The sequence below is a fragment of the Corynebacterium sp. LaCa_70 genome (assembly GCF_058182015.1).
This window is the reverse complement of the sequence record NZ_CP190914.1, coordinates 303,694-326,606: the sequence shown is the minus strand read 5'-3', so window position 1 is coordinate 326,606 and position 22,913 is coordinate 303,694. Positions and strand designations below refer to the sequence as shown.

Here is a 22,913-nt window from a genome sequence, read left to right as displayed (position 1 = left end):
GCAGTTAGTTTAACGTGAAGTTTCCACAGGATTGGCAGCATTCGCCGACCACTGCGACCATCCGCCCACGTAATGCGACGCACCGGTCAGCCCAACGTGTTCCGCCAGGGCCAGCGCCAGGCCGGAGTGGTTTCCAGAACCGGAATAAAACACGGTGCCCTCGCCTTTAGTCACGCCTGCTTTGGCAAAGACCTCACGGATTTCTTCTTTTGGCTTGGCCAGGCGATTCGGAGTCAGCAGATCCCGCATGGACGCATTCACCGCGCCTGGGATGTGACCGGCTTTCAAATCCAAATTTTCTTGTTTGCCGGAATAACGCCAAAAAGAACGGGTGTCGACGAGCGTGCCATCGAAATTGCGTACCTCGTCAATAGTGGCCGAAGGCATAGACCCCGGCTGGATCGTCAGCGCAGAGCCCATCGCGATATTGCCAGGCCCGCACATGGTGTCGAAGCCTTTGCGATACCACTGTGCCAATCCACCATCCAAAATGGACACATTTTTAATACCCGCCCAGCGCAGCACCCACCAGGCACGGCCCGCAAAAAAGCCCTGGCCATCGTCATAAACCACCACTGGCCGATCACCACGCAACCCCCAGCGATTAACGTTGGCTTGCAGACGCACCGGATCCGGCAACGGGTTGCGGCCAGCCTTCGACCCTGGCAAGCCGGCCAGAGTGGTAGCGGGGTTGACGTGCTGGGCAGTGGGAATATGCCCGGCGCGGAATTGTCGGAAGCTGTTTCCCTGCCCCGGAACCCAGGTGGTAGCTAGCAGGGTGAGTTTGTCTCCACGGTGGATTCTCTCGTGTAATTCTTCGGCACTGACCAGGACGCTCATGACTTCCAGTGTAGGGCAAACGCGTGCCGACGTTCGGCCCCTGAAAGATGATGCAGAGCAAGCCCAGCCAGGTGTTGAATTCAGCGTCGTTGAGGAAATTACGATTAATTTTCCAATAGCCCTGCTCGACGCTAATGTCCTCTACCCGAACATATTTTATTTAAAATATCCATCGGTATATTTGCATACAGCTAACCCGAATCATTCCTATGGCACCTGGTAGCGACGGTCTTCTTGATCAGTAATCAACATATGCCCAGGCGCATGAGTAATCGCCAGTTCGGGACGTGACTGCATTACCATCGCCTGTGGAGTCACTCCACACGCCCAGAACACCGGAATATCGCCGTTTTCAGAAACCGGCCGGTCGCCGAAATCCGGCGCATCTAAATCTGTAATCCCCAGCGCTTCCGGATCCCCAATATGAACCGGTGCGCCGTGCACCGCGGGGAAACGTGAACTAATACGCACTGCATCAGAGACTTTCGCCGCCGGAATCATCCGCAATGAAACCACCAGGTTGCCCGACAAACTCCCCGCTGGACGGCAGGCAATAGTGGTGTTGTACATCGGCACATTACGCCCCGCGGGAATGTGTCGAACCGGCACACCACTATCCAACAGTGGGTGTTCAAAACTAAAAGAACAGCCTAATAAAAATGCTACGAGATCATCCCGCCACGCCTCGCGCGCATCAGGGACCTCGTCAACAAGCTCGCCATTTTTGAACACGCGGTAGGCCGGGGCGTCGGTGCGCACATCGGCCTCGTCCGCAGCAAAGATGCCGCCGCGCACCTGCCCCGGCTCCAATACCTCCAATACCGGGCACGGTTTCGGGTTGCGCTGGGCAAACAGCAAGAAATCAAAGGCCAGCTCACGCGGCAACGCGAGCAAGTTGGCCTGCGTATACCCGGCAGACCAGCCGCTGGTCGGGGTCACCAACCCCTCACGAAACTTCCGGCGGGCCTGTGCTGGGCTGAAGCTGCGAGTATCCATGCACTCCAGGCTAGTGCGCTAGCCAGCCAGCGCGCAGCCCGGTACGCAGCCACCCAGTACGCACCGGGCAGTTCAGCTACTAGCTGGAAATCGCCAGCTCCTCGCCGCCGTCGGCAAGCGAGACGTGCACAGCATCGCCGTCCACGACCTCACCGGCCAGCACCAGCCGCGCCAGCTTGTCGCCGATGGCCTGCTGGATCAACCGGCGCAGCGGACGCGCACCGTAGGCGGGATCATACCCGCGCTCAGCCAACCAGGCCTTCGCCGCCGCATCCACACTCAGGCTTAGGCGTTTGCCAGCCAGGCGTTCGCGCAGCGTATCCAGCTGAATATCCACAATGCCTTCCAACAATTCGCTGGATAGCGGCTCGAAGGTCACCACATCATCCAGGCGGTTAATGAACTCCGGCTTGAAGGCGGCCTTCACCGCATCCATGATCTGCTCGCGGTTGCCACCGGCACCCAGGTTCGAGGTCAGGATGATCACCGTGTTGCGGAAGTCCACGGTCCTACCCTGCCCGTCGGTCAGCCGACCTTCGTCGAGTACCTGCAACAGCACGTCGAAAACATCCGAGTGGGCCTTTTCCACCTCGTCGAAAAGCACCAGCGTGTACGGGCGACGTCGTACGGCCTCAGTCAACTGGCCGCCCGCATCGTGGCCGACGTATCCCGGAGGGGCACCGACCAACCGCGAAACCGAGTGCTTCTCGCCGTATTCAGACATATCGATGCGCACCATCGCGGATTCGTCATCGAACATGAACTCCGCCAGCGCTTTCGCCAGCTCAGTCTTGCCGACGCCCGTGGGCCCCAGGAACAGGAAGGAACCAGTTGGCCGGTTCGGGTCGGCGATGCCCGCGCGGGAGCGACGCACCGCATCGGAGACCGCCACCACCGCGTCTTTCTGTCCGACGACTCTGCGAGCCAGGATATTCTCCATATCCAGCAGCTTTTCCGTCTCACCCTGCAGCATCTTGCCCGCCGGAATGCCGGTCCAGGCAGAGACTACCTCGGCGATAGTATCCGGGGTGACTTCCTCGCTGAGCATGGTGTTGCTGCGCGCCTGCTCAGCGGCTTTCTTCTCAGCCACGGCGATTTCGCGTTCCAGCTCGTTGATGCGGCCGTAGCGCAGCGTGGAGACTTTCTCGTAGTCGCCTTCACGCTCGGCGATTTCTGCTTGCCGACGCAGATCGTCGAGTTCTTCTTTCAGCGCCTGCACATCATCGATGGCCTTTTTCTCGTTCGCCCAGCGGGCTTTCAGCTCGCCCAGTGATTCGCGTTGGTCCGCCAGCTCTTGCTGCAGGCGCACCAGCCGTTCTTTGGACGCGGCGTCGGATTCTTTCTTCAGCGCCAACTCTTCGATTTCCATGCGGCGGACGATGCGCTCGAGCTCGTCGATTTCCTGCGGCGAGGAATCGATTTCCATGCGCAACCGGGAGCCAGCTTCGTCGACAAGATCGATGGCCTTATCCGGCAGGAAGCGGTTGGTGATGTACCGGTTGGATAGCTCGGCGGCCTGCACCAGCGCGGAATCCTGGATGCGCACACCGTGGTGTACTTCGTAGCGTTCCTTCAGGCCACGCAGGATGCCGATCGTGTCTTCCACCGAAGGCTCACCGACGTAGGTCTGCTGGAAACGACGCTCCAGCGCGGCGTCTTTTTCGATGTATTTGCGGTATTCATCCAGCGTGGTCGCACCAACCAGCCGCAGTTCGCCGCGCGCCAGCATCGGTTTGATCATATTGCCGGCATCCATCGAACCTTCGCCAGTAGCACCGGCACCAACCAGCGTGTGCAGCTCGTCAATGAACGTGATGATCTCGCCGTCCGAAGATTTAATCTCTTCCAGCACGGCCTTCAGCCGCTCCTCGAATTCGCCGCGGTATTTCGCACCCGCAACCATCGAACCGAGATCCAGCGAAACCAGGCGCTTGCCTTTCAGCGATTCTGGCACGTCACCACCGACGATGCGGCGTGCCAGGCCTTCCACGATGGAGGTCTTGCCGACGCCCGGCTCACCGATAAGCACCGGGTTGTTCTTCGTGCGGCGGGATAGCACCTGCACGACGCGGCGGATTTCCGAATCACGCCCAATGACGGGGTCAATCTTGCCTTCGCGGGCCTGCGCGGTGAGGTCGGTGGAGTATTTCTCCAGTGCTTGGAAGGAATCCTCCGGGTTTTCCGTGGTCACCTTCGCAGCCCCACGCACGGCCGGGAATGCGCCTTTGATGGCGTCGTAGGTAGCGCCACGGGAGGTCAGCAGCTGCGCGGCGTCGGTTTTCGAGGCTGCGATGGCAGCCAGCAGCACCTCGGTGGAAACGTATTCGTCGCCAAGCTCACCAGCCAACTCTTGGGCTTTGGTGAGAACGTTCAGCCCATCGCGGTTAAAGTTCGGCTTGGCCACACCTGCGCCTTCGGCTTTGGGGTAGCCCTCTACTAATTCGGTGGCTTCTTTGCGTACCGTATCGGGGTCTACTCCGGTGGCCTTCAATACCGGGGTGGCAATGCCTTCTTCTTGGCTGAGGATCGCCTGTAGCAGGTGTGCTGGGCGAATGTCCGGGTTGCCTGCCGCCGAGGCGGTTTGCAGCGCGGACTGAAGGGCTTCTTGGGTTTTTGTCGTGGGGTTAAAAGAACTCATGGTGTGTCATATCCTCCCTGTTCTTCCCTGCTTTCGTCACCGTTATTGTGACACCGTTTCAGGGGCTTCATTGGATACAACACACCATGAGTTGAGTCTATTCCACTCAAGTTAAGATTTTGTGGAATTCTTTACTAGATACTTGAGTCGCACCCACTCAAGTTTGGGGCAACGCCCATCTCGCCTACGCCTTGCCCTGCATCGCAGGATCCGGCCCGTTGCCATTGACGTCCACCACGCCCTTGGCCATGATCGCGCCGCGCACCGGCATCCAGCCACCAAACTTGGCGGTCAGGTACACCGCGATAGCAATCGCCAGCGCCAGCCAACCCAGCCCGGCAGTCATTCCATAGATCACTGCCAGCGGAGCCAGTACCGTCATACCGATCTCAAATGGGCCGAAGCCCACATAAGCCACGCCGTATTCGGACAAGGTTCCGGATTTCAGCTTCGGGTCGACGATCTTCAGGATGGCAATACCCGTGGCCACCGTTGCCGTTGCCCAGCCCCAACCGAAGATTCCGCGCTCCAGCCACGCAGCGCCGAAGAATTCTGCCGGGAACCACAGCAAGAAGAAGGTACAGAACACAGTGCCCAGAACAAACAACAGCAACAACGCCTGCCAGTAAGAAGCCACGGCAGCAGGCACAATCGCTGCGATACCGAAGGCGATCAGGTAATCCGTCGACGCACCGGATACCGAAGAAACGGTGTCTTTATCCAGGTAATCACCGGCACCAATGCCGTTCATGACGGCACGGAAAATCAGGCCCACCACCAGGGACATCGCAAATAGCGGGATGGAGACGTTTTCCCACAGGTGGGAAATTCCGGTGTTGATGCCGTAGGCGGTCAGCACCGTCAACATGATGAAGCCTAGGTGCAGTGCGAGTGGCTCGATGGCCGATGGGTTGGTGGAGGCACGGCCAATCGATGGGCGTTCGCTGAGGTTTTTGATGTAGCCGCGGCGCAGTTCTTCTGGCAGCTCGCCGGGAAGCTGCGAGACTTTATTCCGGCGGATACCCCAGTTACCCGCGATCACACCACCAATAATCGCGGCCAGAGTGCCGACGGTTGCAGAGGTAAAGCCCAGCGACGAAGCCTCAGCAGCACCAACGCCTTCCAGCGCGCCACCCACGGCCGCTGCGGTACCGAAACCACCGGTGAAACCAACCGGCAGCATCATGCCGAACCAATCCGGAGTATCAAATACCGGCGCGAACAGGTACACGCCCAACACGACGAACAGGCCCCACTGCGCGGTGAACATGAAGGTGGAATACGCCCACATGTTGCGCGCACCCTTGCGCACGGAGCCGCCCAGTTCCATGGAATAAGCCATGGACGCGAACACCACGGCGATCAGGATGGAGGTATAACTGCCCAGGTTTTCGGAAAAACCGACGATATTCAAAACGTTGGGCCCCAGCAGCAAGCCCAACAAACCAGCAGTCACTGGTGCGGGCAACAGCAGGTCCTGGAAGAAGAATTTGATGCGATGGCGCAATACGTTACCGATAATCATCAGCAACGAAATAAAGCCAACGTCGAGCATGAGGTCGTACGCGGAAAAGCCTTCCATGAAACACCTGCCTTTACAGAGTGAGCGTGAACTAGATCGTGCGATGCTTGCGCCTGGACGCGCTATCGTGTGATCTAGACGAAGCCGCGCTTGATACGGCGATCAAAACACAGCACGAGAACGAGATGATCATAGTACCCATGCCGTAATTGTGCTACCCATTGCTATCGAGTTCTCGCTCAACGCTGCCCAGCCAGCACAGCCAGCACCGCCCAACCAACCCAACCTGCCCCGCCCGGTCCGCGCGATATTGTGGAGGCATGACTATCCGGGATCTCGCCAGCCTCGCCACGCACCTGCGCGCCCACCCTGCGACGTTCCGGGATGCGGTGCACCGCCATTTTTTCGCGGCTCTTCCCGACGCCCGCCAGTCTTTCCCCATGGATGCTTCGCAGGCCCACCGCGGGCTCGCCGAGTCTTTCGCCGCAGCCTTCGATGCCCCGGACCTCGATGAGTATTTCGCTGACCTGGGCCGCTCGCACCGTCGGCACGGTTTCCCGCCGGATACCTACCCTATTTTCGCCACTGCCACCCGCCAGGCTTTAGCAGAGATCGATCTTGCCGACGACGTGCTGCAGCAGGCCGGTGCGCTTGTCGACGACATCGTCGAGTGTATGTCCGCTGCTGCGCACGAGGCGGATGTGGCGGGGATTCCGCCCGCACACATGGGGCAGGTGATCGATGTCGAGCGCGCTGATGCCCATACCCGCATCGTGCGCCTGGAATGTGGTCTGCCGGTTGATTATGAGCCCGGGCAGTATTTTTCTGTGGCTACCACCTTGATGCCGGGCGTATGGCGCACTTTGGCGGCTGCCCGCCCCGCAGATGGCTGCGGCACACTAGAGTTTCACGTTCGCGATGTCTCGCAGCTTCCTGGCGCGTCGGGATATTCGCGGCGGTTCATGATGACGCGCCCCGGAGATCAGTGGACACTGGGCAACCCGGCTGGCCAGCTGGAGCTGGATCCGCATCGTGAAAGCCTCATCATTGCTTTTGGGACCGCGGTGGCTACCCTGCGCTGTTTATTATTCGCGGCCTTTGATGCCCACGGCGAGCAGCATGCCCCGGTGCAAGCGCTGGTGATTAATGATTTTCCCGGCCAGCATTATGAGTTGGCCACGCTTAACAGCCTGGATAACCTCACCCCGTGGTTGGATGTGCACGCATTTGCCCGCCATGATTCTGATCCGCACTGGTTGAAACCACAACGTGCCCGGCGTCGCGACCTGCAGCGGGTGCTTGCCGACGACAACGACGGCGAGGACACCGGCTCATCTGCGAGCTTATCGGTGGAGGAAAAACCAGAAGAGACAATCGCTCACTACCGCGATTGGTCCGAGCACGACGTGTTTATCTTGGGTCCGGAAGCTGAAGTCACGGGGATGCTGGACGCTTTTACGGCAGCCGGATTAGACCCGGATACCGTGCAGACCCAGAGCTGGGTTCGCACGGGTGTGGATACCGCGCCGACGGCGAAAAACCAGTAAAGTTATTTATTCGAAAAAGACAAAATCGTAGACTTACCATAGTAGTTTTGCTTAAATGACTACATGAAACGACAATTCAATTTGTTGTCGCTAAGCTTAAGCTTCGCTTTTCTGCTTAGTCCGATCGCCGCATTTTCCGCGACGAGCTTCCTGGATGACAGGCTGCTGCCATTCAACGAAGCCGCTGTGGTCATCGACGATGCCTCCGGGCTTCCCATCGCCACTGACTTTCGCAATGACCTACAAAACTTCGTCGACGACCATGACGCAACAATCGCCTTTGATGTCGTCAATGGTGATCTCGCTGCAGAACACACTCATTTAGCTATTGCCACAGGTAGTGATGCATCCGATAACCAGGTTGCACGATGGTTAGCGGGAACGAGAAATCCGCAGCCCTTTGATCCACAAAAAACCAGAACCATTACCAGTTTTTCTCGCCTGAATAGCGATGACGTTCGCGGAATTTATTACCTCAATGGACCACCAGATATCAAAGAGAAATTTGCAGATCTAGCACACGAACACGGATACACTACCGTGCCAACGGATGATGGTTCATTGTTGGCAACAATTCCAACCCCGGTAAAACTGACGGCCGTAATCATTGGCTTATTGACTTTTATCCTTGCCGGGCTGCATGTCATTCTCGGCAGTCGCCGTTATGCAATCCACAATGTGCACGGGTTACCGCACAGCTTCAGCATTTTCGGTGATTGGCGCTCCAGCGTCCCCGCGATTGCTGGCACCGCCGTGGTAGTTAGTGCTGGCACCACCTTCTTCCTTCACGGCTACAATGGCTTCGCACAATGGCAGCTCTATTCCGCAAACGTGTTTATCTTCGCAGGCATGGGAGTTTTCTGTGCTGTAACAGGTTATGTTGCAGCATTTGTCGTCATCACACGCACCAACGTTCTTGGTGCGCTCAAGGGCAACCTTGTTTCCCGCCCACTGTCTTTTTCCGCCCATGGCATTCGCATCGTCGCACTGTTTTTTGGCTTAGCGTCAATCGCATCACTTGTCATGTTTATCCAGGAAGCCAACCGTCATGCGGAATATTCTGAGGAATGGGCCAAGCGTAGCGATGTATTCAGCGCTTTAGTATCCGGCGGAATTGGCGATGATATGAAGCAATTGGGGCCCGAATTACGCAGGCTCGATCACGAGCAAAAACTACTATTCATCAATAGCTTCTGGCAGTCTTCGTTAGAATTTTCCACAACTGGTCGGATACTGGTGAACCAGGAGTTCGCGCGACAAGAAACCCCGATTTCTGAGGAAGTACTTTCCGATGCTGCCAAGAAAAATGAAACTATTATTTATCTTCCCGCAGCAGCTGATGCAGCAGTAGTGACAGAAATTCGCGAAGGTCTCGCCGGGGAAGCAGAATTCGCAGAGAACACCGACTACGATCCTGCACAACGCACCAGGGTCGAATACTATAAACAACCATTTACGGTTTTTGATTATTTCAATCCTCATGGTTCGCTGACTAAGTCTCCATTGGTGCATTCTCCAGAACTCGTAATTTTGCCTCCAGGTTTGGAGCCGCTCAGCGACCACAACATCAGTGCAACTCTCACCCGAACCGAAATTCTATTCACTGACCACGGTGCCATAGAACAATTACGCAATGAATCTCCTGCCGGAAAGTACGTCTTAGCCAGCCGTCCCATGATTGATTATTGGGCTCAGTCCAACAAGTCGTTATATTCTGATCTGCGCAACACGACTTTTTCCACGCTGGTGGCGATATTGATCATTATCATCGCCGCAATTTCTAGCACCGTGTTGTTTTTCAACCGCCACCACCACAGACTCCGGGTTTACGAGATTCTGGGCTATCCCGCACGACGAAAATTCCGAGCGTTAATTATCACAGAACTTCTCTATGTGTTCGCCATCGCTATCTGGCTAGTTCACAGGTATTTCTCGTACCAAGATTATTTAGCCATCAATACCCCGATGAGCTGGATATTACGTTTGGAAGCACCGTCGATTTTTACTGCCCTATCCGTTTTCGCCATTCCCGTTTGCACCGCACTTACTGTATTTTTCACCATCATTGCACGTGAACGTGCCCAAATCCGCCACCGCACGTAATGTCTGGCTGATGCCACGCTGATGCCGAGCTACCACCTCAAAGCCTGCTACCAGAAAAGAAATCACTCATGCTTGAAATCAAAAATGCGAATAAAAGTTTCGGCCCGAAAGATCTATTCCGTGATTTCACTGCCACAGCTGCTACTGGACGTATCACCGCTCTCACAGGAATTTCCGGGTCTGGAAAATCCACTCTGCTTAATTGCATCGGTGGACTCGATACTTTGGACTCTGGCTCGATCGAATTTGCAGGCGCCCCCATCACCGCACTGTCGAAAAGCAAACTTCGAGCCTTGCGACGGAATACCATCGGTTATTTATTCCAGGATTACGCCCTCATCCCCGAGCAAACCGTACGCAGCAATCTTATTCTTGCACTTCCGCGCGACCAGCGAACTTTGCTAGGCAGTGCTAAAAAACCAGGGCTGCACGCTATCGACACAACCTTAACCGCGGTAGGCCTCGAAGGTTATGCGTCTCGGGAAGTATACGCATTATCCGGTGGTGAACAGCAGCGCGTCGCTGTTGCCAGGCTGCTGTTGCGCGCCCCCTCGCTCATTCTTGCCGACGAACCCACCGGCGCTTTAGATGCTGCCAACCGCGACGTCGTGCTCAAGCATCTTCGCACTCTTGCCGACGACGGCGCAACCGTACTCATCTCCACGCATGATCCCGCCGTCACCGAATTCAGTGACGCAGAAATACGGCTATAGCTCACGCGTGCCACGCAGCACCGGTAGTGCTTTCCGGGCTTTCGCTATTTCGCCAGCAATATCGTCGAGCTCCACATACAAGATCTCGTCGTCGTAACCAGCTTCGGCTAACAATTCTCCAGTAGGACTCAGCACCCGCGAATGCCCCAGCCCGGTCGGGCCGGATTTTTCCCCACCCTTATCTGCGCCACCGGGACGGGCTTGACCAGCCGCCAGTAGATACACCGTGGCATCGAGTGCCCGGGCGCTCGTCAATACCCGCCATTGCTCCAGCTTGCCCGGGCCATCCGCCCAGCTAGTAGGCAGCACAACAAGCTGTGCACCAGCATCGGCCATCTTTTTAAATTGCTCCGGGAATCGCACATCGTAGCAGGTCGCCACACCAACTTTGTGTCCGGCGACATCAACCACCACGGTGCTCTCCCCCGGGTGCACGGTATCGGATTCGCGGTAGGCGAATGCATCGAAGGTGTGGATCTTGTCATAAAACTCGCTGCTTCCGCCGCCTGTGATGAGGGCGGAGTTGTACACACGGTTGATGGTTTTCCCGTCGACCTCCACTGTATCGGCGGGGCGGAACATACCGACGACGACTATCACGCCGAGTTCGTCGGCAAGCGTGGTGATTTCTTCCGTGAAATACTCGGCATATTCCTGGGCATTGCCATCCAGGCGCCCGGAGTCGAAGGCTTGAAACGTCGCTTCCGGCAGCACAATCAGCTGCGCGTCACTGCCTGCGGCCTCAGTAATTTTATCTTTGGCCAGCGCCAAGTTGGCTTCCACGTCGGGTCCAGAGGTCAGCTGTACTAGTGCGATCTTCATGATGCCAGTCTAATCGCACACCACCGCGCTGTGTTGTGGATAACTTTATTTATCCACAGGCATAGCTCGCACCGGCTAGCCGCGCAGCGCAATCCCACGCAGACTCGCACCCATGAACTTTCTGCAATTCACCGATTCTGCTCTTGACCTACTCGCCACGCACGTCCGGCATCGATTCGCACCGCGTATCGCAGGTGCAGCTGATCTCGGTTCGGCCAGCACGGCACACCCCACCAGCGCTGCAGCTTCCACCCCAACCCTGGCTGCGCTGCGCAATGCGGAAGGCAGCTGGTATGACACCGCCGTCGACATTGATGACCAGCTCCAGGCCCACCTCACAGAGATGCGCGGAACCTTCTGCGCACTCGCCGAAGACGACGAGGCCATGGCGTATCACCTCAACCACACGCTGTCGGCAGCGAAAGGATACTGATCATGGCTCTCACCACCACACAGGCCAGCATGACCACCACCGCGCAAGAAATGTACTCCGCTGCCGCCGGAATCCGCTCCCGTGCCAGCGCCCTCGAGCACGACCACCAGCAATTTTCCGGTGACATCACCAGCATGGTGGGTTTAGAGTTCGACGGCGCAGCTGCCAGAGCTGGTATTGACCGTGCCCGTGAGATCATCGACGCCATCACCACGGCAACGCGCAACATGCGCACCATCGCCGGGATCGTAGAAAGCTTCGCCGGGCACATGGAATGGGCCGAGCGCCTAGAACGCATCGCGACTGCCACCTTGAATGCGGTTCCTGCCGGCCCGGCGATATCACAGGTGTTGCGGGCCATCCAGCTGATTGGCAAAAGCATCGACGCCGCCTGCGCTTTATCTATTGAGGCCGCGTGCTTCGGATCGCAGCACCTGCCGCACCGTCTGGGAGATTTTTTGCCCTCCGCACTTGGCGGTACCCGACCTGACGGTGCCGTCGACCTGGACGTTGATGATATTCACACCATCCAAGCCTGCCGGGCGCCCGATCCGCTCTTGGCACACACCGTGGATCATCCCGATCTCCGGTTGCTGGAAGTATCCGATAAACACTGGGCAGGCATGGTCGGCCCGCCACCGGAGGAAACCGATAACCTGGTGGTATTCGTTCCCGGCGTGGGTTCGGACGGCAATGACAGCATCGGTGGGCAAATCGACCGCGCCCGCACCCAAGCAGCGGCGATGGGCGGCACGGGTGTGGTCTACGGCTACGATGCCCCAGATCAATTGCTCAGCGGTACATCTACAGGCGCAGCAAAAACCGCGGGGCCGCAGTTGCGGGATTTTCTTGCCGACGTCGATGCGCGCTACCCCAACCACCACGTCACGGTCGTCGGCTATTCCTATGGATCGGTGGTGGTCGGCAACGCAGCCGGTGGCCAGGTACCGATGCGTGCCGACGACGTGCTATTCGTTGGTTCGCCGGGCACGGGTCTGGCTAACACAGACGAAATGAACCTGCGGGGCGATAATCCGCAGGTTCATGCTGCCCGACGCGCCTTGGATCCGGTCAGTGGGATGGCTTATTCCAATGGCGGGCTGTTTGGGGTGAACCCGGCCGCGCCCACGTTTGGTGCCCACCCCTGGCCGGGAGAAGGGATGCGCGATCACAGCGGGTTCTTTGCTGATGAGGCTTATCTCGACGGTTTCGCTGAACTCGCCCGCCGCAGAGGCTTGGCAGGGCCAGAGTGACCAGTTTTAGAACAGCCCGACGGGGTTTTCGGCATAGGAGACCAGCACGTTCTTAGTTTCTTGGTAGTGTCCGAGCATCATCAGGTGGTTTTCCCGGCCCAAACCAGACTGCTTATAGCCGCCGAATGCCGAGTGCGCTGGGTAGTTGTGATACTGGTTCACCCACACACGACCGGCTTGGATATCACGTCCGGCGCGGTAGGCGATATTTCCGTTGCGCGTCCACACACCACTGCCCAAGCCGAAGTCAGTGTCGTTGGAGATCCTGATGGCTTCGTCGTAGTCCTTGAATGTGGCCACGGACAGCACCGGCCCGAAGATTTCTTCACGGAAAATCTTCATATCGTTGGTGCCTTTGAACACGGTTGGTTCGATATAAAAGCCACCGCCGATGACCTCATTGATGTTGCCGCCGATCAGGGTTTCTGCGCCTTCTTCTGGTCCGGACTTCAGATAGGAGACAATCTTGTCCATCTGTTCCTGGGATGCCTGCGCGCCCATCATGGTCTCGGTATCCAACGGGTTGCCGATCTTGATCTGCTTCACCCGCTCAAGTGCACGTTCCAGGAATGCATCAGCAATATCTTCGTGGATCAACGCGCGCGATGGGCAAGTACACACCTCGCCTTGGTTCAGCGCGAACATGGTAAACCCTTCGAGACATTTGTCCAGGAATTCGTCGTCTTTGTCCATGATGTCCGGGAAGAACACCGACGGCGATTTTCCGCCGAGCTCCAGGGTGACCGGGATGATCCTGTCTGCCGAAGCCTTATTAATCAGCTTGCCGACGGGCGTGGATCCGGTAAACGCGATCTTCGCGATGCGATCCGACGATGTCAACGCGACACCGGCTTCGTCGCCCAGCCCGTTGACAATGTTGAGTACGCCGGGTGGCAGCAGATCCGCGATCTTTTCCACCAGGTACAGGATGGAGACCGGGGTTTGTTCTGCTGGTTTCAATACGATCGCGTTACCGCTGGCCAGGGCCGGGGCCAATTTCCAGGCTGCCATGAGGATCGGGAAGTTCCACGGAATGATCTGGCCGACGACGCCAAGTGGCTCATGGAAGTGGTAGGCGACGGTGTCATCGTCGATTTGTGAGAGTCGTCCTTCTTGGGTGCGGATAGCAGAGGCAAAGTAGCGGAAGTGGTCTACGGCCAGCGGGATATCCGCAGCCAGGGTTTCGCGTACAGCCTTACCATTTTCCCAGGTTTCTGCTACTGCGATCTCTTCCAGGTTATCTTCAATACGCTGGGCAATCTGCAGCAGGATATGGGAGCGTTCTGCTGCCGAGGTTTTGCCCCAGGCTGGTGCTGCCTTGTGTGCGGCATCCAGTGCGGCTTCGATGTCTGCTTTGGTGCCGCGGCCGAATTCACAGAATACTTTGCCGTTTACCGGTGAGATATTTTCCAAATACTGGCCTTCTGCGGGCGCTACCCATTCGCCACCGATGAAGTGGTCATAGCGCTTTTTGAATTCGACGATGGAGCCTTCTTCGCCTGGGTTTGCGTACACGGTCATGAGGGTGACACCTTTCTTCGCGATGGTGCAGCCGTTGCAGCCAATGTGCGTTTTGTTACACATAAAACCCCGCATATTATGAACGCGGTCACAACGGCCTGCCGATGTACTACAACAGCATAGCGTGATCTGGGGCACAAAGAAAGGTTTTGCAGAATAAAATATCCCCGCAGAAACCAGACGGTGGAAATTCACCAGGTTTCTGCGGGGATATCGGGGACTATGCTTGAACTAGCCCCCAAAAGTTGGCCGGGCTAATTTCGTCGCCCACGCCCGCGGCGCGACGAGCGCGGCTCCCACATCACCACGGCAGAAGACCGCGGGACGTGCACCAGCTCGCCTTTGCTGGCGTTCGCGGGCGCGCGGTTGGAAGCAGTGCGCAACTGGCCACGCAGTTCCTCTACCTCTGCCGCCAACGCATCACGCTCTTCGGCGAGTGCATCGCGTTGTTCGGTCAACTCGATGATGGCTTTAATTCCGGCCAGGTTAACGCCATCGTCTTGCGACAACTGCTGGATCTTGCGCAGCATCGCAATATCGCGCTGCGAATACCTGCGCCCACCACCGCGAGTACGCGCGGGCGAGACCAACCCCATCCGGTCATAGGTGCGCAAGGTTTGCGCGTGCATGCCGGATAGTTCAGCAGCCACAGAGATAACGAAGACCTCGCGATATTCTTCACGGAATTCCTCGTGCGAATCGTTCGCCATGGTGTTGTCACCTCCTGTGGTTGTTTGTCGTTATTTATTCGGGTTTCCGGCCCAACCAGCGCGGGCATCAAAACCGGAGTCTTTTTCTGCTTGCGCGTACGTGCGCAAGCTGGATTTTGCGGCGTCATCCAAACTCGTCGGCACCGTGACCTGTACTTTCACGTGCAAATCACCGTGTTTGCCCGAGGATTTCGGGATGCCGCGCCCACGAACCCGCAGGGTGCGGCCGTCGGCAGTACCCGCCGGGATTTTCACGCGGACCGGGGCATCCAGGGTCGGCACCGTGATCGTGTCGCCGAGCGCCAGCTCCGCAAAGGACACCGGCACCGTGATCAGCAGGTCATCGCCGTCACGGGAGAAGACTTCGTCGTCACGAACCTTAACCGAAACGAACAAATCTCCGGATGGCTTGCCCTGCGGGCCAGCCTCACCTTGGCCTGCCAGGCGGACTTTTTGCCCATCGACGACACCGGCCGGGATCCGCACGGTAATCGAACGGGTCCGATTCACGGTTCCGCTTCCCGAGCAGGTCTCACAGGGGTCGGTGATCTTGGAACCAGTGCCGTCGCAGTTCGAACACGGCTGGGAAAATCCAAAGGCTCCCCGGTTTTCGCTGGTGTAGCCGGTTCCGTTGCACTGCCCGCAGGTGGCTTGTTTTCCGGATTTCGATCCGGAGCCGTGGCAGGTAGTGCACGGTGCGTTGCCGCGCAGCTCTAGCGGGATCGTCGTGCCTTTCGCAGCTTCTCGAAAGTCGAGCGTAATGGAGGTTTCGACGTCGGCGCCTCGCGTCGGCCGAGCTTGGTGCCCACCAGCACCGCCGCGGTTAAAGAGGCCGCCGAAGATGTCACCCAGACCGCCGTCTTCAAATGCTCCTCCAAATCCGCCAGCCCCGGCCGGGCCGCCTTGCGAGAAGAAGCTGTCTTGGCTTTGCGACGAGCGGCGAAACCCGCCGGGAAAGCCGGCGCCTCCAAACCTGCCGCCCCCAGCACGCAGCATCGCTTTGAATTCGTCGTATTCCTTGCGCTTCTTCTCGTCGCCAAGCACGTCGTAGGCAGACGCTGCCGCCTTGAACTTGGCGAGTTTCTGCTCGTCGTCCGGGTTGGTATCTGGGTGGTTTTCCCGGGCGATTTTGCGGTAAGCGCGGCGAATCTCAGCTTTTGAGGCATCGGAGGAAACGCCTAGGTCCCCGTAGTAATCCTTATCGGCCCATTCACTCTGGGACATGGTCCGTCCCCTCCTTCCTCATTGTTTACTGATTGTCGTTCGCCTGTGCGGATGCGTCAGAGCCAGATCCAGTTTCCGAACCTTCTGGATCAGCGATGATCACCATGGCGTTGCGCACCAGGCGGTCTCCTACCTTGTAGCCCTTACGCAAAACCGTGCCGACGACTTGCTCGCCACCGCTGGACAGATCCTGCACGGCCTCGTGGATCTCCGGGTCAAATGCTTCGCCCGGTTCACCGAAGGTCACCAGGTTCTGGCCCTTCAAGGTTTCGCGGAACTTGGAGCCGAACTTCTCCAGAGGGGATCCTTCTTCCAGATCACCGTGCTGTTTGGCCAGTTCCAGATCGTCCAGGATTGGCAGCAGTGCGGACAGTACCGAAGCCTTCGCGGACTCAGAAACGCTCTGGCGTTCCCGATCGCTACGGCGGCGGTAGTTGGTGTATTCCGCGTTCAGCCGCTTGAGATCGTCGGTGCGTTCATCCAGCTGACGTTGCAGGGCCTGCTCTGGGGTTTCGGCCTCATCGGCTGCAACTTCTTCAGCACCAGCCTCTGTGGCCTCGTCGGCAACCGCATCACGGGCAGCCGCTTCGTCCGCGGCCGTGCTAATTGGCTCTTCTACTTCGTCAACCTCAGGTTCCACAGCGACGTCGTCGGCAAGACCGTCTGCTCCGGCGCCACCGGAAGGCTGCCCAGTTTCCTGCTGGGTCGCCTCGGCAGCATCCGCGGCGGCTTCTGCCTGTGCGGCAGAGGTAGCCTCCGGGTCGGTCGCGTCCGGGGAACCGGGGTTATCCGGCATCTCGTCCCGGTTGCTCATTTACTTGTCACCCTTTGCGTTCTCGTCGGAGTTGTCGGCATCGTCCTCGTCGACAACTTCAGCATCGACGACGTCGTCATTGCCGCCAGCCTGGCCGGCTTCACCATCAGCCTGTGCCTGCGCGGCTTCAGCCTCGTACATAGCCTGGCCCATAGCCTGCGATTCGGTGGACAGCTTCTCGACGGCGGACTTGATGGCCTCGATATCGTCGCCCTTCAGTGCCTCGTCGACGGCATCAGCGGCTTCGGTGACCTTGTTCTTGGTCTCTTCGTCGACCTTCTCACCGTTCTCGTCCAGGAACTTGCGGGTCTGGTAAGCAGTGTTTTCCGCGTTGTTGCGGGTCTCCTGCTCTTCACGACGCTTCTTGTCTTCCTCAGCGTGTGCCTCAGCGTCTTTCACCATCCGATCGATCTCTTCATCGGACAAGCCAGAGCCTTCCTGGATCTTGATGGTGTTTTCCTTGCCGGTGCCCTTGTCCTTCGCGGAAACGGACACGATGCCGTTGGCGTCGATGTCGAAGGTGACTTCAACCTGTGGGACACCGCGTGGAGCTGGAGCGATGCCACCGAGTTCGAAGGATCCCAACAGCTTGTTGTGCTGCGCCATCTCGCGCTCACCCTGGAAGACCTGGATCTGCACGGAAGGCTGGTTGTCTTCCGCGGTGGTGAAGGTCTCGGATTTCTTGGTTGGGATGGTGGTGTTGCGCTCAATGAGCTTGGTCATCACACCGCCCTTGGTTTCGATACCCAGCGACAGTGGGGTGACATCCAGCAGCAGAACGTCCTTGACGTCACCACGCAGAACACCTGCCTGCAGGGCAGCGCCGGAAGCAACGACCTCATCTGGGTTTACGCCCTTGTTTGGCTCCTTACCGGTCATTTCCTTAACCAGTTCAGCTACCGCTGGCATACGGGTGGAGCCACCGACCAAAACGACGTGGTTGATGTCGCCGATGCCCAGGTCGGCATCCTTGATGACCTGGTTGAATGGCTTCTTGGTGCGGTCCAGCAGATCCTGGGTGATCTTCTGGAACTCGGTGCGGGTCAGGGTCTCGTCCAAGAACAGTGGGTTCTTGTCGCCATCGACGGTGATGTATGGCAGGTTGATCGATGCCTGTTGTGCCGAGGACAACTCGATCTTGGCCTTCTCAGCAGCCTCGCGCAGACGCTGCAGGGCCATCTTGTCCTTGGTCAGGTCGATGCCGTTGGACTGCTGGAACTTCTCTGCCAACCAGTCGACGATGCGCTGGTCCCAGTCGTCGCCACCCAGGCTGTTGTCACCAGCGGTAGCAACCACCTCAACGACGCCGTCGCCGATTTCCAACAAGGAGACGTCGAAGGTGCCGCCACCCAAGTCGAATACCAGGATGGTCTGTTCCTGCTCGCCCTTTTCCAGGCCATAAGCCAGTGCGGCTGCGGTTGGCTCGTTGACAATACGCAGGACGTTCAGGCCTGCGATCTGGCCAGCTTCCTTGGTGGCCTGACGCTGCGCGTCCTCGAAGTATGCAGGAACGGTAATAACAGCGTCGGTGACATCTTCACCCAAGTAGGATTCCGCATCCCGCTTCAGCTTCATCAGGGTGCGAGCCGAAATCTCTTGTGGAGTGTACTTCTTGTCGTCGATTTCGGTGGTCCAGTCAGTACCAATGTGGCGCTTGACCGAACGGATGGTGCGATCAACGTTGGTGACCGCCTGGTTCTTTGCAGACTGACCAACCAGGATCTCGCCGTTCTTAGCGAAGGCCACGATCGACGGGGTGGTGCGAGCACCCTCCGAGTTAGCAATAACCTTTGCTTCGCCGCCCTCCAAGACGGAAACAACGGAGTTCGTGGTTCCGAGGTCAATACCTACTGCGCGTCCCATTACTGAATTCTCCTTAGTTCGATTTGCGAGTTCGAATTGTGAGTTCGAATTGCGTGAACGTGTTTTCTGAGTTTTCTTGGCTTGAGCCTGAACTTGATTGTCACTGACTCAACTACAAGCGAGACTGTAGCAGACGATTTTTCGTCGTGCCAACTTTCTTGAGCATGACTCACTCAACTTTCATAACCATCCCCGCTCAGCTTTTATTCCCAGCACGGAAAAATCGCGAAAAACCCCACGAAAAGGGTGAAAAATCACACGTTTCTAAAATTCCCATCACAGTCAAAAGTGTGAGTAGAGTAGCCGATAGGTGGCATAGGTAACTGCCATATTCTCCGTACACATTGCTTCTCAAATACGCACGAGCGCCCGAAGTCAGCCAGATTTCCCGGCGCTTCCAGGGCCGATTGAGACCTCAATAACTGAGAACAACTGAGAAGGACAAAATGACTGCTAACGAAACTGCTTATACTCCCCCACAAAACAGCCACGACGTGGAGGCTTGCGTCGACGCTGCAGTAGAGCGCGCGCATGAGTGGCTGAAGGTCACCAAGGGCGAATCCTCGCGTTCCACTGAGCAGCTCGCAGACATGGTGCGTGACCCGGATGGTGTCAGCTTCACCATGGACTTCGTTGACCGCGTGATGCGCCCGGAGGACAACAAGGTTGCGGCAGAGGCACTGTCTGAGCTTGCGGAATCCCCAGAATTCTTGAGCAAGATCGACGCCCTGATGGTCGGCGCCGGCGGATTCTTCGGCCCAATCCTTCCCAACTTGGTCATGCCGGTCGCTCGTCGCCGTATGCGCCAGATGGTGGGCCACTTGGTGCTGGATGCGGAGTCCGATGCCCTCAACAAGATGCTGGACAAGGCTGCTGAGCAGGGCCAGGACCTGAACCTGAACCTGTTGGGTGAGGCCGTCCTGGGTGAAGAAGAAGCCAAGTCCCGTTTTGACCGCACCATGGAACTAGTGCGCAACCCTCGGGTGACTTATGTATCCGTGAAGGCTTCCTCGCTGTGTGCGCAGCTGAACCACTGGGATCACGACGGTTCCGTGGAGCGTTTGAAGGACCGTCTGCGTCCGATGTACCGCGAGGCCATTAGCCGCAAGCCGCAGGTCTTCATCAACCTGGACATGGAGGAATACCACGACCTCCACCTCACCATCCGCTTGTTCAAGGAACTCCTTTCCGAAGACGAGTTCAAAAACCTGGAGGCTGGCATCGTCGTCCAGGCATATTTGCCGGATGCTTTCGAAGCTTTGCAGGAACTTGCAGAATTCGCAGTTGAGCGCGTGAAAAACGGTGGTGCTCCGATCAAGGTGCGCATCGTCAAGGGTGCCAACCTGTCGCTGGAGCGCGTTGAGTCCGAGGTACACGGCTGGCCACTGGCTCCTTATCTGTCCAAGGCAGAAGTCGACGCCAACTACATCCGTCTGCTGGACTACATCCTGCGTGAGGAATATGCCGACGCCATCCGCATTGGTGTTGCTTCCCACAACCTATTCACCATGGGCTTGGCCGTAGAACTGGCCGAGAAGCGTGGCGTATCCCGCCAGATCGATGCCGAGATGCTGGCTGGTATGTCCCCAGCACAGGCCAAGGCTGTCCACGACGTCGTTGGTCGTCAGATCCTGTACACCCCAGTTGTGCACATGAAGGACTTCGACGTTGCCGTGTCTTACCTGGTGCGTCGTCTGGAAGAAAACGCCGAATCGCAGAACTTCCTCTACGCTCTGTTCGCGCCGGACGAAGCCAGCGACAAGGGCAAAACCCCAATGCAAGATCAGCAGGAACGCTTCCATGCCTCCGTGCGTGATCGTTGGAAGACCTTCGCTGGCCAGCGTCGTCAGCAGGACCGCAACAATGAAACCGGCCGCCAAACCCCGAACACTGGCCGTTTCATCAACGAGCCAGACACCGACCCATCTCTGCGCGCGAACCGCGAATGGGCTTTGGAAGCTTTGGCGTCCAACCCAGGCGAGCACGGCGTCAAGTCCGTCACCGAAACCTCCGAGGTTGATGAGGCCATCAACACCGCAGTGGGTCTTGCCGACGACTGGGCAGCCCTATCCGGCGCTGAACGCTGCGAGGTCCTGAACTCCGTCGGCGATGAGCTGGCAAAAGCCCGCGGCAAGCTGATCTCCGTCGCTGCGTGGGAAGCTGGCAAGGCCGTCGACCAGACGGACCCAGAAATCTCTGAGGCCATCGACTTCGCTACGTACTACGGCCAGCAGGCTATCGCGCTGGATCGCACCCAGTCGGTATTCACCCCGAACAAGCTGACCGTCATCGTTCCGCCATGGAACTTCCCAATCGCGATCCCAGTCGGCGGTATTACCGCTGCTCTGGCTGCTGGTTCCGCGGTCATCATCAAGCCTGCTCCGCAGGTAGTGCACTGTGCCAAGGTCGCCGTCGACGCCGTGCGCGCCGGCCTGGAAGCCGCTGGCCAGAACCCTGACCTGGTACAGCTGGTCAACGCCGACGAAGGCGAAGCTGGTAAACACCTGATCTCGAACGACAAGACGGATGCTGTCGTTTTGACCGGCGCCTCCGATACCGGTGCGCTGTTCCGTTCCTGGAAGCCGGACATGAACATCTACGCCGAGACTTCCGGTAAGAACGCCATGATCATCACCCCAGCCTGCGACCCTGACTTGGCTGTGCAGGACCTCTACAAGTCCGCCTTCGGCCACTCCGGCCAGAAGTGCTCGGCATCCTCGCTGGCGATCCTGGTCGGTTCGTTGAAGGATTCCGACCGCGTCAAGAACCAGCTGGTCGACGCCGTCAAGACCCTAAAGCCAGGCTTCGGTACTGACATCTCCGTCACCATGAACGGTCTGGTCGAAGAGCCAACCGAGAAGCTCTACCGCGGCCTGACCTACTTGGAGCCTGGTGAGAAGTGGCTGCTGAAACCAGAGAAGCTGAACGAAGAAGGCACCCTGTGGTCGCCTGGTATCCGGGACAACGTGCAGCCAGGTTCCTGGTACCACCAGAACGAGTGCTTCGGTCCAGTCCTGGGCATCATGTACGCCGAGACCCTGGAAGAAGCCATCGAATGGCAGAACTCCACTGGCTATGGCCTGACCGGCGGCATCCACTCGCTGAACGACGACGAAGTCGAGTACTGGATGGAAAACGTCGAGGTTGGTAACGCTTATGTCAACCGCGGCATCACCGGCGCTATCGTGCAGCGTCAGTCCTTCGGTGGTTGGAAGAACTCCGTGCTGGGACCTGGCGCGAAGGCTGGTGGACCAAACTACGTCCGTCAGTTCGGTACCTGGTCCGAAGGCAAGCTGGAACACCACAAGGTGGAAATCTCCCCACGAATCACCCGTCTGCTCAAGGATCTGTCCGAGCGCTTGGACTCCCAGCTGTCTGACGACGACATCAACTGGCTGTGGCGCGCTGCCGAGCTGGATGCGAAGAACTGGCACAACGAGTTCGGCCGCTCCAACGACTACACCGGTCTGGTATCGGAGGCCAATATCTTCCGCTACCGCCCATTCTGGGAGCGCCTGCGCGTGCGCGTCGGCAAGGGTTACAAGCCACGCGAGGTAGCACGCCAGATCCTGGCTTCCGAGATCACCGGCGTGAAGCTGAACATGTCTGCACCCCGCGAGATCGCCGAAGAGCTGCAAGACATGGGCTTCGAATGCCAGGTCGCTAACACCAATGAGTTCGCTGCTGAGCTCGGCGGTGTGCCATCGACCCGCGTGCGTGCTATCGGTGAGGTAGAGCCAGAGGCTTACCGTGCGGCCGTGAAGTCCGAGTCCGTCATCATTGACTGGGAAGTTCTTGCCGACGGCCGTCGCGAGCTGCTTCCTTACCTGCTGGAGCAGGCTGTGTCTGTGACGATGCACCGCTTCGGCATCGTCCGCCCAACCGGCCACATCCAGCGTTAAGTTCACGCGCTA

Annotated in this window: 17 protein-coding genes; 7 read left to right on the top strand and 10 right to left on the bottom strand. The window is 58.0% G+C overall.

The window, feature by feature from the left end; genetic code table 11:
* Positions 1–9: 9 nt before the first annotated feature.
* On the bottom strand, positions 10–840 hold the full coding sequence (locus tag ACP8MI_RS01425; protein ID WP_049168133.1) for a sulfurtransferase: 831 nt from the start codon (positions 838–840) through the stop codon (positions 10–12).
* Between ACP8MI_RS01425 and ACP8MI_RS01420 the strand changes: the two genes are divergently transcribed.
* On the top strand, positions 839–1,063 hold the full coding sequence (locus ACP8MI_RS01420; RefSeq protein WP_126844516.1) for a hypothetical protein: 225 nt from the start codon (positions 839–841) through the stop codon (positions 1,061–1,063). The two genes, ACP8MI_RS01425 and ACP8MI_RS01420, sit on opposite strands and share 2 nt — an antisense overlap.
* Here the strand turns inward: ACP8MI_RS01420 and ACP8MI_RS01415 are convergent.
* The 3 genes from ACP8MI_RS01415 to ACP8MI_RS01405 all read right to left on the bottom strand — a co-directional run bounded on the left by ACP8MI_RS01415 (position 1,048) and on the right by ACP8MI_RS01405 (position 6,056).
* Entirely contained in the window at positions 1,048–1,836 is a 789-nt protein-coding gene (locus ACP8MI_RS01415) for a putative hydro-lyase (protein ID WP_049168132.1), read from the bottom strand. The two genes, ACP8MI_RS01420 and ACP8MI_RS01415, sit on opposite strands and share 16 nt — an antisense overlap.
* A 79-nt stretch (positions 1,837–1,915) precedes the next feature.
* Positions 1,916–4,474, bottom strand: coding sequence for an ATP-dependent chaperone ClpB (gene clpB, locus ACP8MI_RS01410; RefSeq protein ID WP_239211237.1), 2,559 nt, complete (start codon positions 4,472–4,474; stop codon positions 1,916–1,918).
* A 184-nt stretch (positions 4,475–4,658) separates the two neighbouring features.
* Positions 4,659–6,056, bottom strand: coding sequence for a sodium/glutamate symporter (locus tag ACP8MI_RS01405; protein WP_239211240.1), 1,398 nt, complete (start codon positions 6,054–6,056; stop codon positions 4,659–4,661).
* Positions 6,057–6,316: 260 nt separating this feature from the next.
* Here ACP8MI_RS01405 and ACP8MI_RS01400 point away from each other — a divergent pair, with 260 nt between their 5' ends.
* The 3 genes from ACP8MI_RS01400 to ACP8MI_RS01390 all read left to right on the top strand — a co-directional run bounded on the left by ACP8MI_RS01400 (position 6,317) and on the right by ACP8MI_RS01390 (position 10,359).
* The gene (locus ACP8MI_RS01400; protein ID WP_239211256.1) at positions 6,317–7,543 is read left to right on the top strand and encodes a hypothetical protein; all 1,227 of its coding nucleotides are present in this window, start codon (positions 6,317–6,319) and stop codon (positions 7,541–7,543) included.
* A 186-nt stretch (positions 7,544–7,729) separates the two neighbouring features.
* Positions 7,730–9,646, top strand: a complete 1,917-nt coding sequence (locus tag ACP8MI_RS01395) for a hypothetical protein (protein WP_284812766.1) — start codon at positions 7,730–7,732, stop codon at positions 9,644–9,646.
* A 68-nt stretch (positions 9,647–9,714) separates the two neighbouring features.
* Positions 9,715–10,359, top strand: a complete 645-nt coding sequence (locus tag ACP8MI_RS01390) for an ABC transporter ATP-binding protein (RefSeq protein ID WP_049150405.1) — start codon at positions 9,715–9,717, stop codon at positions 10,357–10,359.
* Here the strand turns inward: ACP8MI_RS01390 and ACP8MI_RS01385 are convergent.
* A complete protein-coding gene (locus tag ACP8MI_RS01385; RefSeq protein ID WP_239211261.1) occupies positions 10,354–11,181 on the bottom strand; it encodes a nitrilase-related carbon-nitrogen hydrolase in 828 nt (275 codons plus the stop codon). The two genes, ACP8MI_RS01390 and ACP8MI_RS01385, sit on opposite strands and share 6 nt — an antisense overlap.
* A 112-nt stretch (positions 11,182–11,293) precedes the next feature.
* Between ACP8MI_RS01385 and ACP8MI_RS01380 the strand changes: the two genes are divergently transcribed.
* Positions 11,294–11,614, top strand: a complete 321-nt coding sequence (locus tag ACP8MI_RS01380; protein ID WP_239211264.1) for a hypothetical protein — start codon at positions 11,294–11,296, stop codon at positions 11,612–11,614.
* Between the two features lie 2 nt (positions 11,615–11,616).
* On the top strand, positions 11,617–12,867 hold the full coding sequence (locus ACP8MI_RS01375) for an alpha/beta hydrolase (RefSeq protein WP_284589426.1): 1,251 nt from the start codon (positions 11,617–11,619) through the stop codon (positions 12,865–12,867).
* A gap of 6 nt (positions 12,868–12,873) precedes the next feature.
* On the opposite strand, the gene exaC is transcribed toward ACP8MI_RS01375, so the two are convergent.
* From exaC to dnaK, 5 genes are all read right to left on the bottom strand, one after another.
* The gene (gene exaC, locus ACP8MI_RS01370; RefSeq protein WP_239211275.1) at positions 12,874–14,388 is read right to left on the bottom strand and encodes an acetaldehyde dehydrogenase ExaC; all 1,515 of its coding nucleotides are present in this window, start codon (positions 14,386–14,388) and stop codon (positions 12,874–12,876) included.
* A gap of 254 nt (positions 14,389–14,642) precedes the next feature.
* Positions 14,643–15,098, bottom strand: coding sequence for a heat shock protein transcriptional repressor HspR (locus ACP8MI_RS01365; protein ID WP_239211278.1), 456 nt, complete (start codon positions 15,096–15,098; stop codon positions 14,643–14,645).
* Positions 15,099–15,128: 30 nt separating this feature from the next.
* Positions 15,129–16,322 carry a molecular chaperone DnaJ gene (gene dnaJ / locus ACP8MI_RS01360; RefSeq protein ID WP_239211280.1) on the bottom strand — a complete coding sequence of 398 codons (1,194 nt, stop codon included), beginning with the start codon at positions 16,320–16,322 and terminating at the stop codon, positions 15,129–15,131.
* Between the two features lie 25 nt (positions 16,323–16,347).
* Positions 16,348–17,136: a nucleotide exchange factor GrpE gene (gene grpE / locus ACP8MI_RS01355; protein ID WP_239211283.1), complete on the bottom strand. Its 789-nt coding sequence runs from the start codon at positions 17,134–17,136 to the stop codon at positions 16,348–16,350.
* On the bottom strand, positions 17,137–18,999 hold the full coding sequence (gene dnaK, locus ACP8MI_RS01350; protein WP_239211288.1) for a molecular chaperone DnaK: 1,863 nt from the start codon (positions 18,997–18,999) through the stop codon (positions 17,137–17,139). It abuts the gene before it with no gap.
* 446 nt (positions 19,000–19,445) lie between these two features.
* Between dnaK and ACP8MI_RS01345 the strand changes: the two genes are divergently transcribed.
* The gene (locus ACP8MI_RS01345) at positions 19,446–22,901 is read left to right on the top strand and encodes a proline dehydrogenase family protein (RefSeq protein ID WP_239211292.1); all 3,456 of its coding nucleotides are present in this window, start codon (positions 19,446–19,448) and stop codon (positions 22,899–22,901) included.
* Positions 22,902–22,913 lie beyond the last annotated feature (12 nt).

Bases quoted from the DNA above. Each gene is read 5' to 3' on its own strand.
- grpE (WP_239211283.1), bottom strand. From the start codon at position 17,136: ATGAGCAACCGGGACGAGATGCCGGATAACCCCGGTTCCCCGGACGCG.
- dnaK (WP_239211288.1), bottom strand. From the start codon at position 18,999: ATGGGACGCGCAGTAGGTATTGACCTCGGAACCACGAACTCCGTTGTT.
- ACP8MI_RS01405 (WP_239211240.1), bottom strand. From the start codon at position 6,056: ATGGAAGGCTTTTCCGCGTACGACCTCATGCTCGACGTTGGCTTTATT.
- exaC (WP_239211275.1), bottom strand. From the start codon at position 14,388: ATGACCGTGTACGCAAACCCAGGCGAAGAAGGCTCCATCGTCGAATTC.
- ACP8MI_RS01380 (WP_239211264.1), top strand. From the start codon at position 11,294: ATGAACTTTCTGCAATTCACCGATTCTGCTCTTGACCTACTCGCCACG.
- ACP8MI_RS01345 (WP_239211292.1), top strand. From the start codon at position 19,446: ATGACTGCTAACGAAACTGCTTATACTCCCCCACAAAACAGCCACGAC.
- ACP8MI_RS01365 (WP_239211278.1), bottom strand. From the start codon at position 15,098: ATGGCGAACGATTCGCACGAGGAATTCCGTGAAGAATATCGCGAGGTC.
- ACP8MI_RS01400 (WP_239211256.1), top strand. From the start codon at position 6,317: ATGACTATCCGGGATCTCGCCAGCCTCGCCACGCACCTGCGCGCCCAC.
- clpB (WP_239211237.1), bottom strand. From the start codon at position 4,474: ATGAGTTCTTTTAACCCCACGACAAAAACCCAAGAAGCCCTTCAGTCC.
- ACP8MI_RS01375 (WP_284589426.1), top strand. From the start codon at position 11,617: ATGGCTCTCACCACCACACAGGCCAGCATGACCACCACCGCGCAAGAA.
- ACP8MI_RS01415 (WP_049168132.1), bottom strand. From the start codon at position 1,836: ATGGATACTCGCAGCTTCAGCCCAGCACAGGCCCGCCGGAAGTTTCGT.
- dnaJ (WP_239211280.1), bottom strand. From the start codon at position 16,322: ATGTCCCAGAGTGAATGGGCCGATAAGGATTACTACGGGGACCTAGGC.
- ACP8MI_RS01425 (WP_049168133.1), bottom strand. From the start codon at position 840: ATGAGCGTCCTGGTCAGTGCCGAAGAATTACACGAGAGAATCCACCGT.
- ACP8MI_RS01420 (WP_126844516.1), top strand. From the start codon at position 839: ATGACTTCCAGTGTAGGGCAAACGCGTGCCGACGTTCGGCCCCTGAAA.
- ACP8MI_RS01390 (WP_049150405.1), top strand. From the start codon at position 9,715: ATGCTTGAAATCAAAAATGCGAATAAAAGTTTCGGCCCGAAAGATCTA.
- ACP8MI_RS01385 (WP_239211261.1), bottom strand. From the start codon at position 11,181: ATGAAGATCGCACTAGTACAGCTGACCTCTGGACCCGACGTGGAAGCC.